This window comes from Citrobacter sp. KH_055_1 (genome assembly GCF_057838705.1).
On the sequence record NZ_CM174473.1, the window covers coordinates 2,347,443 to 2,362,276 of the forward strand.

The 14,834-nt window shown below is 51.2% G+C and carries 18 protein-coding genes; 9 read left to right on the top strand and 9 right to left on the bottom strand.

Annotated elements, in window-relative coordinates; genetic code table 11:
* Positions 1 to 24: 24 nt before the first annotated feature.
* Positions 25 to 408, top strand: coding sequence for a GFA family protein (locus AC3ITF_RS10885; RefSeq protein WP_115258515.1), 384 nt, complete (start codon positions 25 to 27; stop codon positions 406 to 408).
* Between the two features lie 5 nt (positions 409 to 413).
* Here the strand turns inward: AC3ITF_RS10885 and AC3ITF_RS10890 are convergent, their stop codons facing one another.
* The 6 genes from AC3ITF_RS10890 to sad form a co-directional block, all read right to left on the bottom strand.
* Positions 414 to 1,328, bottom strand: coding sequence for a bestrophin family protein (locus tag AC3ITF_RS10890; RefSeq protein WP_161959037.1), 915 nt, complete (start codon positions 1,326 to 1,328; stop codon positions 414 to 416).
* Between the two features lie 215 nt (positions 1,329 to 1,543).
* On the bottom strand, positions 1,544 to 2,995 hold the full coding sequence (locus tag AC3ITF_RS10895) for a tagaturonate reductase (protein ID WP_489176416.1): 1,452 nt from the start codon (positions 2,993 to 2,995) through the stop codon (positions 1,544 to 1,546).
* A gap of 106 nt (positions 2,996 to 3,101) precedes the next feature.
* The gene (locus AC3ITF_RS10900) at positions 3,102 to 3,629 is read right to left on the bottom strand and encodes a GNAT family N-acetyltransferase (RefSeq protein ID WP_137363285.1); all 528 of its coding nucleotides are present in this window, start codon (positions 3,627 to 3,629) and stop codon (positions 3,102 to 3,104) included.
* Between the two features lie 81 nt (positions 3,630 to 3,710).
* Positions 3,711 to 4,070 (bottom strand): DUF4186 domain-containing protein, encoded by a 360-nt coding sequence (locus AC3ITF_RS10905; RefSeq protein WP_117343108.1) that lies wholly within the window; start codon positions 4,068 to 4,070, stop codon positions 3,711 to 3,713.
* A complete protein-coding gene (gene glsB, locus AC3ITF_RS10910) occupies positions 4,070 to 4,996 on the bottom strand; it encodes a glutaminase B (RefSeq protein ID WP_096757076.1) in 927 nt (308 codons plus the stop codon). Before glsB ends, AC3ITF_RS10905 begins: the two co-directional genes overlap by 1 nt.
* A 117-nt stretch (positions 4,997 to 5,113) precedes the next feature.
* Positions 5,114 to 6,502 (bottom strand): succinate-semialdehyde dehydrogenase, encoded by a 1,389-nt coding sequence (gene sad, locus AC3ITF_RS10915; protein WP_489176417.1) that lies wholly within the window; start codon positions 6,500 to 6,502, stop codon positions 5,114 to 5,116.
* Positions 6,503 to 6,604: 102 nt separating this feature from the next.
* On the opposite strand from sad, the gene ptrR reads away from it, so the two are divergent.
* Together ptrR and AC3ITF_RS10925 are read left to right on the top strand one after the other, a co-directional pair.
* Positions 6,605 to 7,480: a putrescine utilization regulator PtrR gene (ptrR, locus tag AC3ITF_RS10920; RefSeq protein ID WP_115258521.1), complete on the top strand. Its 876-nt coding sequence runs from the start codon at positions 6,605 to 6,607 to the stop codon at positions 7,478 to 7,480.
* Between the two features lie 150 nt (positions 7,481 to 7,630).
* Positions 7,631 to 8,821, top strand: coding sequence for a sugar transporter (locus tag AC3ITF_RS10925; protein WP_096757079.1), 1,191 nt, complete (start codon positions 7,631 to 7,633; stop codon positions 8,819 to 8,821).
* 53 nt (positions 8,822 to 8,874) lie between these two features.
* On the opposite strand, the gene AC3ITF_RS10930 is transcribed toward AC3ITF_RS10925, so the two are convergent.
* A complete protein-coding gene (locus AC3ITF_RS10930; protein ID WP_096757080.1) occupies positions 8,875 to 9,540 on the bottom strand; it encodes a MarC family NAAT transporter in 666 nt (221 codons plus the stop codon).
* 256 nt (positions 9,541 to 9,796) lie between these two features.
* Between AC3ITF_RS10930 and marR the strand changes: the two genes are divergently transcribed.
* The 3 genes from marR to marB are packed head-to-tail and all read left to right on the top strand — an operon-like array spanning position 9,797 to position 10,882.
* A complete protein-coding gene (marR, locus tag AC3ITF_RS10935) occupies positions 9,797 to 10,231 on the top strand; it encodes a multiple antibiotic resistance transcriptional regulator MarR (RefSeq protein WP_096757081.1) in 435 nt (144 codons plus the stop codon).
* Positions 10,232 to 10,249: 18 nt separating this feature from the next.
* Positions 10,250 to 10,633 carry an MDR efflux pump AcrAB transcriptional activator MarA gene (gene marA / locus AC3ITF_RS10940; RefSeq protein WP_138140554.1) on the top strand — a complete coding sequence of 128 codons (384 nt, stop codon included), beginning with the start codon at positions 10,250 to 10,252 and terminating at the stop codon, positions 10,631 to 10,633.
* Positions 10,634 to 10,663: 30 nt separating this feature from the next.
* Positions 10,664 to 10,882, top strand: coding sequence for a multiple antibiotic resistance protein MarB (gene marB / locus AC3ITF_RS10945; RefSeq protein WP_096757082.1), 219 nt, complete (start codon positions 10,664 to 10,666; stop codon positions 10,880 to 10,882).
* A 31-nt stretch (positions 10,883 to 10,913) separates the two neighbouring features.
* On the opposite strand, the gene eamA is transcribed toward marB, so the two are convergent.
* Complete coding sequence (gene eamA, locus AC3ITF_RS10950; protein ID WP_117343106.1) at positions 10,914 to 11,813, bottom strand: O-acetylserine/cysteine exporter; 900 nt, start codon at positions 11,811 to 11,813, stop codon at positions 10,914 to 10,916.
* A 198-nt stretch (positions 11,814 to 12,011) separates the two neighbouring features.
* Here eamA and ydeE point away from each other — a divergent pair, with 198 nt between their 5' ends.
* The 3 genes from ydeE to AC3ITF_RS10965 all read left to right on the top strand — a co-directional run bounded on the left by ydeE (position 12,012) and on the right by AC3ITF_RS10965 (position 13,654).
* On the top strand, positions 12,012 to 13,199 hold the full coding sequence (gene ydeE, locus AC3ITF_RS10955; RefSeq protein WP_489176418.1) for an efflux MFS transporter YdeE: 1,188 nt from the start codon (positions 12,012 to 12,014) through the stop codon (positions 13,197 to 13,199).
* A 243-nt stretch (positions 13,200 to 13,442) separates the two neighbouring features.
* Positions 13,443 to 13,538 carry a protein MgtS gene (gene mgtS, locus AC3ITF_RS10960; RefSeq protein WP_096757085.1) on the top strand — a complete coding sequence of 32 codons (96 nt, stop codon included), beginning with the start codon at positions 13,443 to 13,445 and terminating at the stop codon, positions 13,536 to 13,538.
* Complete coding sequence (locus AC3ITF_RS10965; protein ID WP_420838396.1) at positions 13,538 to 13,654, top strand: hypothetical protein; 117 nt, start codon at positions 13,538 to 13,540, stop codon at positions 13,652 to 13,654. The genes mgtS and AC3ITF_RS10965 overlap by 1 nt, the downstream gene beginning before the upstream one ends.
* A 152-nt stretch (positions 13,655 to 13,806) precedes the next feature.
* Here the strand turns inward: AC3ITF_RS10965 and AC3ITF_RS10970 are convergent, their stop codons facing one another.
* Entirely contained in the window at positions 13,807 to 14,727 is a 921-nt protein-coding gene (locus AC3ITF_RS10970; protein WP_181625374.1) for a diguanylate cyclase, read from the bottom strand.
* Positions 14,728 to 14,834 lie beyond the last annotated feature (107 nt).

The following is a 14,834-nucleotide window of genomic DNA, read 5'->3' on the forward strand; positions in this document are numbered from 1 at the left end:
AACGTTTCGCTGAAGAGAGTCGTCGTGTCTAAAATCTATTCTGGCGGTTGCCTGTGTGGTTCGGTACGCTTTACCGCAACGAATCCCAACAACTCACATTCCTGCTCCTGTGATATTTGCCGCAGACATACGGGTGCGCCCACCGTAGTGTGGATTGAATTTAACGCTGAAAACGTAGAATGGACGGGCATTGCGGGTCAACCTGCTACCTGGCGATCATCAGAAATATCCAGCCGAGCCTTTTGCCCACAATGTGGTAGTTCCGTGGGCGCCATCGATGACGCCCCGATTATTGCCCTGTTAGCCGGGGGATTTGACGATCCCGATGATGAGAATCTGGCGCCACAGTTTCACTCTTTTTCCGATATGATGCCGGTATGGTGGCAAAAAGGACATGGCGAAAATTGATTCGGTTATGTCAGTTGATAGTGCTTATCGGGCATATGTTTAGCAGGTACAGTCGTTTCATCGTTCATTTGCAGCAAATCAATTTCAATCGCATTACAAATCGCATCCAGCGGCAAGTCGTTATTTTCCGTGCCGAACGGGTCTTCAAGCTCTTCTGCCAACGTGTCGAGAGAAATGAACGTATATGAAATCAGCACGGAAATGAACGGCGTCATATAGTGCAGATCGACCACCAATGCGAATGGCAGCATGATACAAAACAGATAGACCGTGCGATGCAGGATCAAGGTATAGGCAAATGGCACCGGTGTATTAGCAATCCGCTCACAACCTGCAAGTACCGCCGACATATCATTTAATCTATTGTTTAAACTGTGAAATAATATGTCAGATAGCTCGCCATTACGCCTGCGTACGGCTAACCACTCCCCCATCAACAGCAGAATACGGTTGGCCGGTGATTGGCAGGCAAAGACAGTTTGCAAATCTGAGGCACTGAGATATTTCGCTAATGGTTCCGCCTGCGGGTTACGACGCAGGGTCATGCGTAAACAGTGGGCAAAGGCGATTTGCAGACGTACAAACTGCCCCAGCTCGACGTCGTCCGGTAATGTGTTTTTTACCTCACGCAGTAGCGAACGGGAGGCAATCATTAATTGTCCCCACAGGTGTCGAGCTTCAACGTAGCGCGAGTAACAGGCATTGTTGCGAAAGCCTAAAAAGATAGCAATGGCGACGCCCAGGATGCTGAATGGCGCCAGGGTAAATTTGATACCCAGCATCGTATACCATGGCAGCATGATGATAACGGCAATGGAAAGCAGAAAATTCAGCAGTAGGCGCGAGAAAATCTTCGATAACACTGAACCATGCCAGACGAATATCAGACGCAGCCAGTGTTGTTGAGGTCGAACAATCATAGTTATCTTCGGAAAATGTGAAAGCCGCGCCATTAAACGTGATCGCGATCAATGTTGCAAGCACCTCACCGCACTAAATCCCGCCTTTTTACCTGCCTGAACAAATGAGGCGCTACAGTCTCAGACGGTAACTGTATTTAAGAAGCACACTGTATGTTGTAACTAATAAAAAGGTATAAAAAACCCGGCCTAAACCGGGTAATTATGTGACTATTTTAGCACAGTGGCTTCACGGCTTCGCGCATACCGTTGGACAGAATGGCGTCCAGATCGGCAGAAACCTGTTCAACCAGACCGGGAACCTGCGTCAGATCCTGCTCCCAGTGCTCGTTGACCGTCAGTACCGAGTGGACCAACGCTTGCGTGCTTATTTGACGATCGTGGTGCTGACTCCATAGCAGCTGGAAACGCTCAATCCAGTGGGCATCATCCTGAACAGGATAAGACTCACCGTTACGCTCGCCGCGATAGAAAGCAATCAACGCCGCCAGCGCAAACGTCAGACGCGCCGGCAATTGACCATTGGCCTGCTGCCCTGCCAGCAACTGCGGCAAAATACGCGTGCGGAATTTAGTCATTCCGTTCAGGGCAATCGACAACAGCTGATGCTTGATGTACGGGTTGCAGAAACGTCCGGTCACCGCGCTGGCGAATGATGCCAGCTCATCACGTGGTAAATCGAGCACCGGAATGATCTCTTCGTAAATGGCTTTTTCGACAAAAGCGCAAATCTCTGCGTCATTCATCGCCTCACCCACCGTGTCTAGCCCTGCCTGGTAGGCTACCGGTACCAGCGCGGTGTGCGCACCGTTAAGGATGGCAACTTTACGCTCTTTGTACGGCTTAATATCATCAACAATCAGTACATTCAGCGGATATTTGTCCAGACGCAGTTCAGTCGCTAATGACTTCGGCCCCTGAATCACAAACAGGTAGAAGTGCTCTGCAGTATCGAGGAAAGCATCGTGATAACCCAGCTCGGCTTCCAGCGTGGCCACTTCGTCACGCGGGTAACCGGTAACGATGCGGTCCACCAGCGTAGAACAAAATGCGTTAGCCTTGTCCAGCCACTGCACGAACGCGTCCGGCAACGCCCACTCCTGCGCATAACGCAGCACCAGTTCACGCAGCGCATCGCCGTTGTAATCAATCAGTTCGCAAGGAATGATTATCCAGCCTTTATCCAGCGCGCCGTCAAAATGGCTGTAACGCTCAAACAGCAGGCGGGTCAACTTGGCCGGATAGCTTACCGCAGGCGCATCGTCGAACTTGTCGCCCGCGTGATAACTGATCCCGGCTTCCGTTGTATTGGAGAAAACAAAACGCATATCAGGGTTATGCGCCAGTTTCAGGAACTCATCGTATTCGCTATAGACGCTGATTTCACGGTTAACCGAGCGAATTAAACGCGCGTCGCTGACAGCCTCGCCCTTTTCATTCAGACCACGAATGATGGTGGTATAGAGACCATCCTGCGTGCTCAGTGATGGCGGAAATGTACTTTCGATAGGACGAACAATGACCACACCAGAATTCAGATCGGTATGTTCATTCAGTAAATCAACTTGCCAGTCAACAAAGGCGCGCAGGAAGTTTCCTTCACCAAACTGAATGATGCGTTCAGGATAGTGAGCACCGGGAAAATCGCGACGATTTAGTGTTTGCACAATGGGTTCCCTTTTTGATTAGTCATACAACCTGATTGAATTGGTCCAATAGGTTAGCAAACTTTAATACCTTGAAACCCTGTTTTGATCAATCCCTGGTAACAAATTACAATGATTTATAGAAAAGTGTGGTGCCCGTCAGCGTTCCGTCCGGCATTTGGGCGTAGTTGGGGATCATGCCCGCGTTTTGCCAGCCGCAATTGTGGTAGAACAACTCCGCAGCGCTACCGGTGGCCGTGTCGAGCACCAGCGTAGTTTTATGCTGTTGACGCGCACACGTTTCCAGCGCGTTCATCAATTCCCGGGCGATACCCGTTCGTCGTGCAGACGGATGCACCAGTAATTTGGCGACGTCGGCACGATGCGGTTGGTTTTCAGGTTGATCGACAATAAGCTGGACGGTTCCCACCAGGATACCCTGCGTGTTTTCAGCCGCCAGCACAATTCTCTCGCCACGGGCAACGCTTTGCGCAACGCCCGTCCAGAATGGCAGTGACTTATCGCGATTGAAGGGGTGTATAAAACTTACAGATGCACCGTCATTCACGCACTGTTCAAGAACGTCACAAAGCTCGTCGATTCTCGACACAATCTGTTGTGCGCTCAGCACGATGCAGGGGGTACCAGTGGCCATTTTTTTCTCCTCAGATAGTCCCCATGATAGTGCGTTTAACTTTTTCGCAACACAAGGGGTCTTATCATAGGATTATGTTATCTATGGCTGGTTCATTTGCCGCACTAACCAGTGATAAATTACCGTGACAACGTAACGTTGCTGTTCTGCACTTAGCGCCTGCCCTTGAGGAATATCATGCCATTTTGCCAGACAGCCGCGACAGCAGGTTGCCGTCGCATGCTGGGCAATAAATACCGGATGCCCGCGCATCGGCGTCTGCTTACCGTCGTTGGCCGGGAATGCAGGCGCCAGGCGTTTGGCAATAAAATCGGCGGCATGTTGCTCAATCACCGGCGCGCCTTTCTCCATACAATAGCGTCGTTCTTTGTCACCAAGGCGAAACCGTGAACGAAAGGTCGATTTCGCCAGTCGGGAAAACAGCGGTTCGAGCGAGTTCATCAGTAAACCGAACGCCCCATCTGTTGGGTTAACTGTTCCAGCACCGCAATACCTGCCAGTGAATTCCCTGCCGGATCCAGTTCCGGGCTCCAGACCGCTATCGCCATTTCATGCGGCACGATCGCCACGATACCCCCCCCCACCCCGGATTTTGCCGGCAGCCCCACTCGCCACGCAAATTCACCGGCGTTCTGGTACATACCACTGGTCGCCATCAGCGCATTAATTTGTCGGGCCTGCATCGGCGTGACCACCGGCTCATTGAGATGAAAGGCATGCCCCTGATTAGCCAGAAAGACAAAGGTACGCGCCAGCTCCACGCAGCTCATTTTCAGCGCACAGTAGTGGAAATAGTTTTGCAGAACGGTGGCAACATCATGTTGAAAATTGCCAAAGGATTTCATCAGCCAGGCAATGGCCGCATTACGTGCCGAATGCTCAAACTCAGAGCGGGCAACTGTCGCATCATAGGCGATATCCGGCACACCGCTTAGCGCCCGTACGACTTCGAGCATGCGTTGACGTGGCGCACTCAGACGCCCCTGCAGCATGTCGCAAACCACCAGCGCCCCGGCATTAATAAACGGGTTGCGCGGTATTCCTTGCTCCATTTCCAGCTGTACCAGAGAGTTAAACGGATGTCCTGACGGATCTTTGCCTACTCGCTGCCAGATCTCATCTTCCTGATAATGACGCATCGCCACCACCAGACTGAGCACCTTCGAGATCGACTGAATTGAAAAACGTTCTTGCGCATCACCCGCCTGATAGTGCTGACCATCAACGGTACAAATGGCAATACCCAGTTTGGAACCATCAACGGAGGCTAATGCGGGGATGTAGTCAGCGACCTTCCCCTGACCAATCAGCGGGCGAACCTGCTGCACAATGGTTTCTAAGATTGAATTGTCCATGGCCCTGGCCACAACATGCTCCTTGCTCGCAGGTCTGAAAGGCCTGCGAGTATAACAGAGCTGAATGCACCGCGTCAGGATGCAGATGATATGCATGGACGGGTGTCCCGTGTGGAGACACCCTGAAGATTAGATACGGTTTTTCCAGACGGTCTGCACGTTACAAAACTCATGCAGGCCAAAGTGCGAAAGCTCCCGACCAAAGCCGCTTTTCTTCACCCCGCCAAACGCAACGCGGGCATCACTGGCACTATAACCATTGATAAATACCCCGCCACATTCCAGGCGTGCAGCCATATTCTGCGCCAGCGTCTCATCAGCGGTGAAAATCGTTGCCGACAAGCCAAAATCACTCTCATTCGCCAGTACTAACGCATGCTCTGCGTTCTTCGCAACGGTAATTGCTGCTACCGGGCCGAACAATTCCTGGCGGAAAGCGGTCATCTCAGGTGTCACGTCACCAAGAACCGTGATGGCATAGTAGTTACCTTTTCCGGCAATTTTTTCGCCACCGAGTAACAACGTCGCCCCTTGTGCCAGCGAAGCCTCAACCTGCTGATGCAGTTCATCACGCAGATCAACGCGTGCCATTGGGCCGAGATCGTTTTCCTCATTCAGAGGATCGCCCATTTTTAGCGCACTGGCCGCCGCCACAAAACGCTGAGTAAATTCTGCCGCAATCCCTTCCTCAACAATAAAACGTTTCGCTGCCGCACAAACCTGCCCGGTGTTCTGATAACGACCGGCGACTGCCGCCTTCACGGCCAGATCGAGGTCAGCATCGTTAAGGACAATGAACGGATCGGATCCACCCAGTTCAAGCACGCATTTCTTCAGCGCCGCCCCCGCCTGAGCACCAATTGCCGCCCCGGCTCGCACACTTCCCGTTACCGTAACGGCGGCAATACGCGGATCGTTGATTATCTGGCTAACGCCCGAGTTATCGGCATTCACCCAGCCATATACCCCCTGCGGGATACCGGCATCAGCAAACGCCTGCGCAATAATATCGGCACACCCGGTTACATTCGGTGCGTGCTTTAACAGGTAACCATTCCCGGCCAGTAAAATAGGCACGGCACCGCGCATGACCTGCCACAGCGGGAAGTTCCACGGCATAACGGCCAGAATAGTGCCCAGAGGACGATATTCGATCACCGCCTGGTTATTCTCCACCTGTGTTGGTTCAGGATTAAGCATCAAAGGCCCATGCTCTGCATACCAGTCACACAGCGCCGCGGATTTCGCCACTTCTGCACGAGCCTGTTTTATCGGTTTCCCCATTTCCCGCGAGATACACTGCGCCATCTCTTCCGCACGCTGGCGCAGAGCGTGCCCAACCTTGCGCAGCATCTGCGCCCGATGCGCCACGGTGGTGTGTTTCCATTCATTAAATCCACTGGCGGCCAGATCAAGCGCATGGGCAATCTCATCCCGACTAGCCCACGGCATCGCCGTTAACCTTACGCCGTTCACAGGATTGACGGAAATCGCATGTGTTGCTGATGTGATGGTCATAGCTGTCTCTCTTTTTGCAGGGTATGGTCATATCATGAGCGTATTTACTCTTTCTGAAAAATGAATAATATTAACTACACCATTCACGAATAGAGAAAAATAATGGATCTGACGCAACTGGAAATGTTCAATGCGGTGGCGGAAACCGGCAGCATTACGCAGGCCGCCGCGAAGGTACATCGTGTGCCGTCCAATCTCACCACGCGTATTCGCCAGCTTGAAGCCGACCTTGGCGTCGATCTGTTTATTCGTGAAAACCAGCGCCTGCGACTTTCCCCGTCCGGGCACAATTTTTTGCGCTATAGCCAGCGGATCCTTGCCCTGGTAGAGGAAGCACGCATGGTCGTTGCTGGCGATGAGCCGCAGGGACTGTTCTCTCTCGGTTCGCTGGAAAGCACCGCTGCCGTACGCATTCCCGCGACGCTGGCTGAATATAATCGACGCTACCCTAAAATCCAGTTTGCGTTGGCTACAGGGCCTTCAGGCACCATGCTGGACGGTGTACTGGAGGGGACGCTGAGCGCCGCCTTTGTCGATGGCCCGATCACCCACCCGGGACTGGAAGGCATGCCGGTCTACCTTGAGGAGATGATGATCGTTACCCCTCACGGACACGCCCCCATACAGCGGGCCAGCGACGTTAACGGCTGCAGTATTTATGCCTTTCGCGCGAACTGCTCTTACCGCCGCCATTTTGAAAGCTGGTTTCACGCCGATCGCGCAATGCCGGGCACCATCCATGAAATGGAGTCGTATCACGGCATGCTCGCCTGCGTGATTGCCGGGGCGGGAATTGCGCTGATTCCGCGATCGATGCTGGAAAGTATGCCGGGACACCATCAAGTTAACGCCTGGCCGTTGAGTGAAAACTGGCGTTGGCTCAATACATGGCTGGTCTGGCGTCGGGGTGCGATGACGCGACAACTGGAAGCATTTATTGAGGTGTTGAACCCCCAACTGGCGCAGAATGCAGATTAGCTGACGCCGGGTGGAGCAAGTTCACCCGGCCCTCCTTTCCAGGCATTAGGCATAAAAATGTGATTTGAATCACGAAATGATTGTATTTTCACCAGTAACCGTTTTAAGATCGTGACCTCACCTTTTCGCAGCTAATCCAATTTATTTGATATGACAACACACACTGTTTCCCGCAAGGTCGCGTGGCTACGGGTCGTTACGCTGGCTATTGCCGCTTTTATTTTCAATACCACGGAGTTTGTTCCCGTCGGTTTGCTCTCCGACATCGCGCAAAGCTTTAATATGCAAACAGCGCAGGTCGGGATCATGCTGACCATCTATGCCTGGGTCGTTGCCCTGATGTCACTGCCGTTTATGCTGCTTACCAGTCAGGTGGAGCGACGCAAACTTCTGATTTGCCTTTTCGCGCTGTTTATCGCCAGTCATGTGCTCTCTTTCCTGGCATGGAACTTTACCGTGCTGGTCATTAGCCGTATTGGTATTGCCTTCGCACACGCCATTTTCTGGTCGATTACCGCGTCATTAGCGATTCGCATGGCACCCGCCGGCAAACGTGCGCAGGCGTTGAGCCTGATTGCTACCGGGACCGCGCTGGCGATGGTGCTGGGTCTGCCTATTGGCCGTATCGTCGGCCAGTATTTTGGCTGGCGCACAACCTTCTTCGCTATCGGCGTCGCCGCATTAGTCACCTTGCTCTGTCTGATTAAACTGCTGCCAAAACTACCCAGTGAGCATTCAGGCTCGCTAAAAAGCCTGCCGCTGCTGTTTCGCCGCCCGGCGCTGATGAGCATTTATTTACTGACGGTCATTGTAGTCACCGCGCACTACACGGCTTACAGCTATATAGAACCCTTTGTTCAGACCGTTGCCGGACTGAGTGCCAATTTTGCGACCGTGTTGTTACTGGTTCTGGGTGCGGCGGGCATTATCGGCAGCCTCATCTTTGGCAAGCTGGGTAATCAGCATGCATCCGGGCTGATAAGTGCGGCTATCGCGTTACTGACGGTGTGCCTGGTGCTGCTATTACCAGCCGCTGACAGCGAGATGCACCTCGCCATACTGAGTATTTTCTGGGGTGTGGCCATTATGGTGATAGGTCTGGGGATGCAGGTGAAAGTGCTTGCGCTGGCACCCGATGCCACCGACGTCGCCATGGCGCTGTTTTCCGGGATCTTTAATCTGGGTATCGGCGCGGGCGCACTGGTGGGAAATCAGGTCAGTTTGCACTGGTCGATGTCCACAATCGGTTACATCGGTGCGATACCCGCACTGGCTGCGCTGATATGGTCCGTGATTATCTTTCGCAAGTGGCCGGTCGCGCTGGAAGAACAGCCTAACTAGCCATAAAAAAGGGTCCGGTAGACTATACCTGACCCTTTTTTTAAGCGTAGGTTTTATGCGTAGGTTTTGATAATTTCCAGTACGCCATTAATAATAAACTGCACGCCCATACACACCAGCAAAAAGCCCATCAGACGGGAAATCGCTTCAATGCCCCCTTTGCCGACCAGACGCATAATTCCGCCTGAACTGCGCAGGCAGCCCCACAGAATGACCCCGATCACCGCAAAAATAATCGGTGGAGCGACCATAATAACCCAGTCCGGAAACTCAGAGCCTTGACGTACGGTCGAGGCCGAACTGATGATCATCGCAATGGTACCCGGACCGGCAGTACTGGGCATTGCCAGCGGCACGAAGGCAATATTGGCCGTCGGTTCGTCTACAAGTTCTTCTGACTTACTTCTCGCTTCCGGAGAGTCGTGCGCCTTCTGCTGCGGGAACAGCATCCGAAAGCCGATAAACGCAACGATTAACCCACCCGCAATACGCAATCCGGGAATCGAAATCCCGAAGGTATTCATCACCACCTGCCCGGCATAGTACGCCACCATCATGATGGCAAACACGTAGACAGACGCCATTAATGACTGACGGTTACGCTCTGCGCTGTTCATATTGCCGGCAAGGCCGAGGAACAACGCCACGGTGGTTAACGGGTTCGCCAACGGTAACAGGACTACCAGTCCCAGACCTATGGCCTTAAACAAATCCATCATAATTCATCTTTCCTGTGCGTTAATCGTCAACGGCAAGTATACGGTGAAAACACCCGTTTAAGCCATTTTCGCGATGTAAGGATTCATTTTTCTCCTCTACGCATAAGCCTGTGAAATCAAAATATTGAAACGAACGTTCGGTTAGCCAGGTGCAGACGTTTTAGCAAAACGTGGCATTTGCCGACCCATTCATTTGACTTATATTTGCCTAAGCAATAATATCAGCCGTGACTAACTACTTGCCAGGGCAACCATTGTGAAAAACACCAGTGATCTGTTCAACGAAATCATCCCACTGGGCCGTTTGATCTATATGGTTAATCAAAAAAAAGATCGTTTGCTAAACGACTACCTGTCACCGCTGGATATCACGGCATCGCAGTTTAAGGTGCTTTGCTCCATCCGCTGCGCGGTGTGCATCACCCCTGTTGAATTGAAAAAAGTGCTGTCTGTCGATCTTGGTGCGCTGACGCGTATGCTCGACAGACTGGCCTGTAAAGGCTGGATTGAAAGACTTCCTAATCCACATGACAAACGCGGCGTGCTGGTGAAACTCACCGAGCATGGCGCGACAATTTGTGAGCAGTGCCATCAATTAGTCGGGCAAGACCTGCACCAGGAACTAACAAAAAACTTAACGGCGGACGAAGTGGCAACACTTGAGCATTTGCTTAAGAAAATCCTGCCGTAAACAGAAAGAGGTATGACGATGTCCAGACGCAATACTGACACAATCACTATTCATAGCATTTTGGACTGGATCGAGAATAACCTTGAATCACCGCTGTCACTGGAAAAGGTGTCAGAGCGTTCAGGTTACTCCAAATGGCACCTGCAACGGATGTTTAAAAAAGAAACCGGCCATTCATTAGGTCAATATATCCGCAGCCGCAAAATGACTGAAATAGCGCAAAAATTAAAAGAAAGTAACGAACCGATCCTCTACCTGGCGGAGCGTTATGGCTTTGAGTCTCAGCAAACGCTGACCCGGACCTTCAAAAACTATTTTGATGTGCCCCCCCATAAGTACCGTATGACAAATATGCACGGCGAATCCCGGTATTTGCATCCGCTGAATCAATGTAACTGCTAATCGCCTGATAAAGACGTAACCGAGGAAATCATGAAACTTCTGTCATCTGCAATGCTGGCCCTGCTGCTTGTTGTTTCGGGCCAGAGCATGGCGGAACAAACCGCGCAGCCCATAACACCCAATAATCGCGACGCAATAATTATGCCTCCTACGCAGGAGCAGTCCCCGTTTGATTTTAATCATATGGGTGCCGGCAGCGACAAGTCCGACGAACTGGGTGTGCCTTATTACAACATGCGCAGTTTATAAGTCATGATGCCCCGCCACGGCGGGGCTACTGTTATCCCCTCGCCTGAGCGGTCCTGCGCAAACGAAAACCAAACACGTTGATGTACAGCCCCGCCATAATCAACAGCGCGCCGATAAGTTGCAGCCCACTTAGCGTTTCATCCAGTAACACTGCCGCACTCGCCAGCCCAACCACTGGCACGAGTAAAGACAGCGGGGCCACGCGCCAGGTCTCATAGCGTCCCAGCAACGTACCCCATATGCCGTATCCCACAATCGTCGCCACAAATGCCAGATAGACCAGTGAGAGAATAGTCGTCATATCAATAGCAATAAGGCTGTGTACGATGAGACCTGGGCCATCAAGGACGAGCGATGCCAGAAAGAACGGTAAAATAGGGATCAAGGCACTCCACACCACCAGCGACATCACTGGCGGGCGGGATTCATGTTGCATAATTTTCTTGTTGAAGATATTGCCGCAGGCCCAACTCAGCGCTGCCGCCAGCGTCAGCATAAAGCCGAGCATCGTCACGTGCTGTCCATTCAGGCTGGCTTCGATCAACACCAGCACGCCAAACACTGCCAGCGCGATGCCGACCCGTTGCTTGCCCTGTAAACGCTCACCAAAAGCGAATGCGCCCAGCACAATGGTGAAAAATGCCTGCGCCTGCAATACCAGTGACGCCAGTCCAGCGGGCATGCCAAATTTTATGGCGCTGAACAGAAACGCGAACTGGCCAAAGCTGATGGTCAGGCCATAACCGAGCAGCAATGAGAGAGGGATTTTCGGGCGGGCAACAAAGAAAATAGCCGGAAATGCCACCAGTAGGAAACGTAGCCCTGCCAGCATCAGCGGCGGCATATTGTGCAGGCCCACTTTGATGACGACAAAATTTAGCCCCCATACCACCACGACCAGTAGTGCTAACAACCCGTCTTTACGTGACATTCACCCGCCCCTGAAATTATTAAATTTTTGTAAACAAGTTAAAGTAGCGGAAATCGTTGCCGGGTAACAGATCATTAATACAGGTAGGTATAACTGGGCATTTTCAGACAACTTTTTGAGTGTACATCACACTTTTGCCGTGCTATTTCTGTCTGAAATTTAATAAAAACATAACAACATGCATTGTCGGGCAAGAAAATGAATACCACTCTGAGAAGATCCACCCTCGCTTTACTCGCCTCCTCACTATTACTGACGATTGGGCGGGGTGCCACGCTCCCGTTTATGACCATCTATCTCAACCGACAGTACGGCCTGAGCGTCGATCTGATTGGTTACGCCATGACGGTCGCCCTGACTATTGGCGTTATCTTCAGCCTGGGCTTCGGTATTCTGGCCGATAAGTTCGATAAAAAACGCTATATGCTGCTGGCGATTACCGGTTTTGCGTCTGGCTTTATCGCGATCCCTCTGGTGCATAATGTTATCGTAGTGGTGTTGCTTTTTGCCCTGATCAACTGCGCCTACTCCGTCTTTGCCACCGTGCTGAAAGCCTGGTTTGCCGATAACCTCTCTGCCACCAACAAGACCAAAATTTTCTCACTTAACTATACAGTACTCAACATTGGCTGGACCGTGGGTCCGCCGCTCGGCACGCTGCTGGTGATGCAAAGTATCAACCTGCCGTTCTGGCTGGCAGCGCTTTGCTCAGCCTTCCCGTTGGTATTTATCCAGACGTGGGTGAAACGTTCAGAAGTGCCATCCGAGGGACTGAACGTATCCGTCTGGTCCCCCTCGGTACTGCTGCGCGATAAAGCGTTATGCTGGTTTACCCTGTCAGCGTTTTTGGCCTCGTTTGTGGGCGGCGCATTTGCGTCCTGTATTTCTCAGTACGTGCTGGTGGTTGCTGACGGTGATTTCGCAGAAAAAGTGGTGGCCGTGGTCCTGCCCGTCAACGCGGCAATGGTGGTTACATTGCAATATGCCGTCGGGCGCCGTCTTTCCAGCGCCAACATCCGCCCGTTAATGGCCGGCGGAACATTATTCTTTGTGCTGGGATTAGTGGGTTTTATTTTTTCCGGCAACAGTCTGCTGATGTGGGGCATTTCTGCAGCGTTTTTTACCATCGGCGAAATCATTTACGCACCGGGCGAATATATGCTTATCGACAACATTGCCCCCGCGGGGATGAAAGCGAGCTATTTCTCCGCCCAGTCACTGGGCTGGCTTGGCGCGGCATTTAACCCGTTAGTCAGCGGCGTTATTCTGACGACCCTGCCGTCATGGTCGCTGTTTGTGGTGCTGATGATTGCCATCATTCTGGCCTGGGCGCTGATGCTAAAAGGCATGCGAGCTAAACCCTGGGGCCAGCCTGTAGTCTGTTAATTTCTCTGGCGACAGAGCATGTGCTGCCCTGTCGTTTTTTCAGAAAACCCCGATATATTTTCCCTGCTCCGCATATTTTAACATCCTTATTTATTTTTCTCTGCCAATAACGCGATAACTTTACTATTCAGACGAAATAATTCACCTGGTTCAATCTTTGTTTAAGATTAAATTGCTAGTATGGTCCTTAACGAGGTGAAATTAAGGTAAGAGAGGAAACTCACAAATAAAGGAGCATAGACAATGCTGGGTAATATGAATGTTTTTATGGCCGTTCTGGGAATTATTTTATTTTCTGGTTTTCTGGCCGCCTACTTTAGCCACAGATGGGATGATTGATGAACGACGATAGTCCTGCACCGAACCGGCCCCTTGTAGCATCACTGCTCAAGGGGCCATTTTTTTGTCCTGAATGCCGACTACCTGAACGACAGGTAAAAAAAACCGCCGGATAAACCAGCGGTAAATGCTTGCATGGATAGATTTGTGTTTTGCTTTATACGCTATCAGGCAATTCCCTGCGCAGATAACGAATAGTCACCCAACGTATCATCAACAACCCCAATGAACGTTAAACGAAACCAAATCATCTCAACAAAACTCACGCTCAGGCTTGCGTCGTTACCCGCTCTTTGGCACCCACCCGTGTGATCTGCTCATGTTCATCCATAAACATGCAGCGATTCCTGCCAGTCTGCTTCCCTTCATACATGGCTCGGTCAGCACGCCCGAGAGCCGTGTCCAGCGTTTCGCCCTGACGAACTCGTGTGATCCCGGCCGTTACCGTAATATCAATCTCCCCCTGCGGGTAAGGGATCTTTTTTTGTTCAATGAGATGACACAGGCGCAAGCCCGCGAGAGATGCCTGCTCATCCGTTTTTGTTCTGATCAGAATGATGAACTCTTCGCCACCGTAGCGATACGCGATCTCATCATAACGAGTCCATGACAATAAATTTGATGCCAGATTGCGCAGTACGACGTCACCAACCAGATGGCCGTAGGTATCATTGACGTATTTAAAACGGTCGATATCCAGCAATAATAAATATAAATTAAGCGGTTGCGCGTCAAGTAACTGCTGGTCAAAAGACTCATCCAGCATTCTTCGGCCAGGTAAACCGGTTAATACATCGATATTACTGCGGATAGTCAGTAAATGTATTTTATAATCCATCACCGCCGACGTAAAAGCCAGAAGCGCATCCTGAAAACTGTCGAAATGCCATGACTGACTGCGTTCTTCTACTATTACCGATAGCAAGTCCTTACCTAATAAATGCATTTTTTCATGGGCCGCATTTATCTTACTCAAATAACTATAATCTGCGTCATCCTTGACCAGACGCGGGGTAAGCCACTGTCCGAATTGACAGGCACAGTGCGAATTCTTACCTGAAATATCCGCCTGAGTGACATCAGATGACACCACGCAGTGAAACATTTTGACTAGCCATTTATAGTGCGCATCAATCGAGTGATTCAACTCCATCAAGATTGAATCTATTTCTGCCGTTTCTCTCATCATCACGAATCCTTTCCCTGTGTGAGTATTGCTGATAGACAATAGTTTAGCGGCTATAAAGAAAATTTATGTAAATTTATTAATAGTAATTAATATGCCGCAGTCTCGGC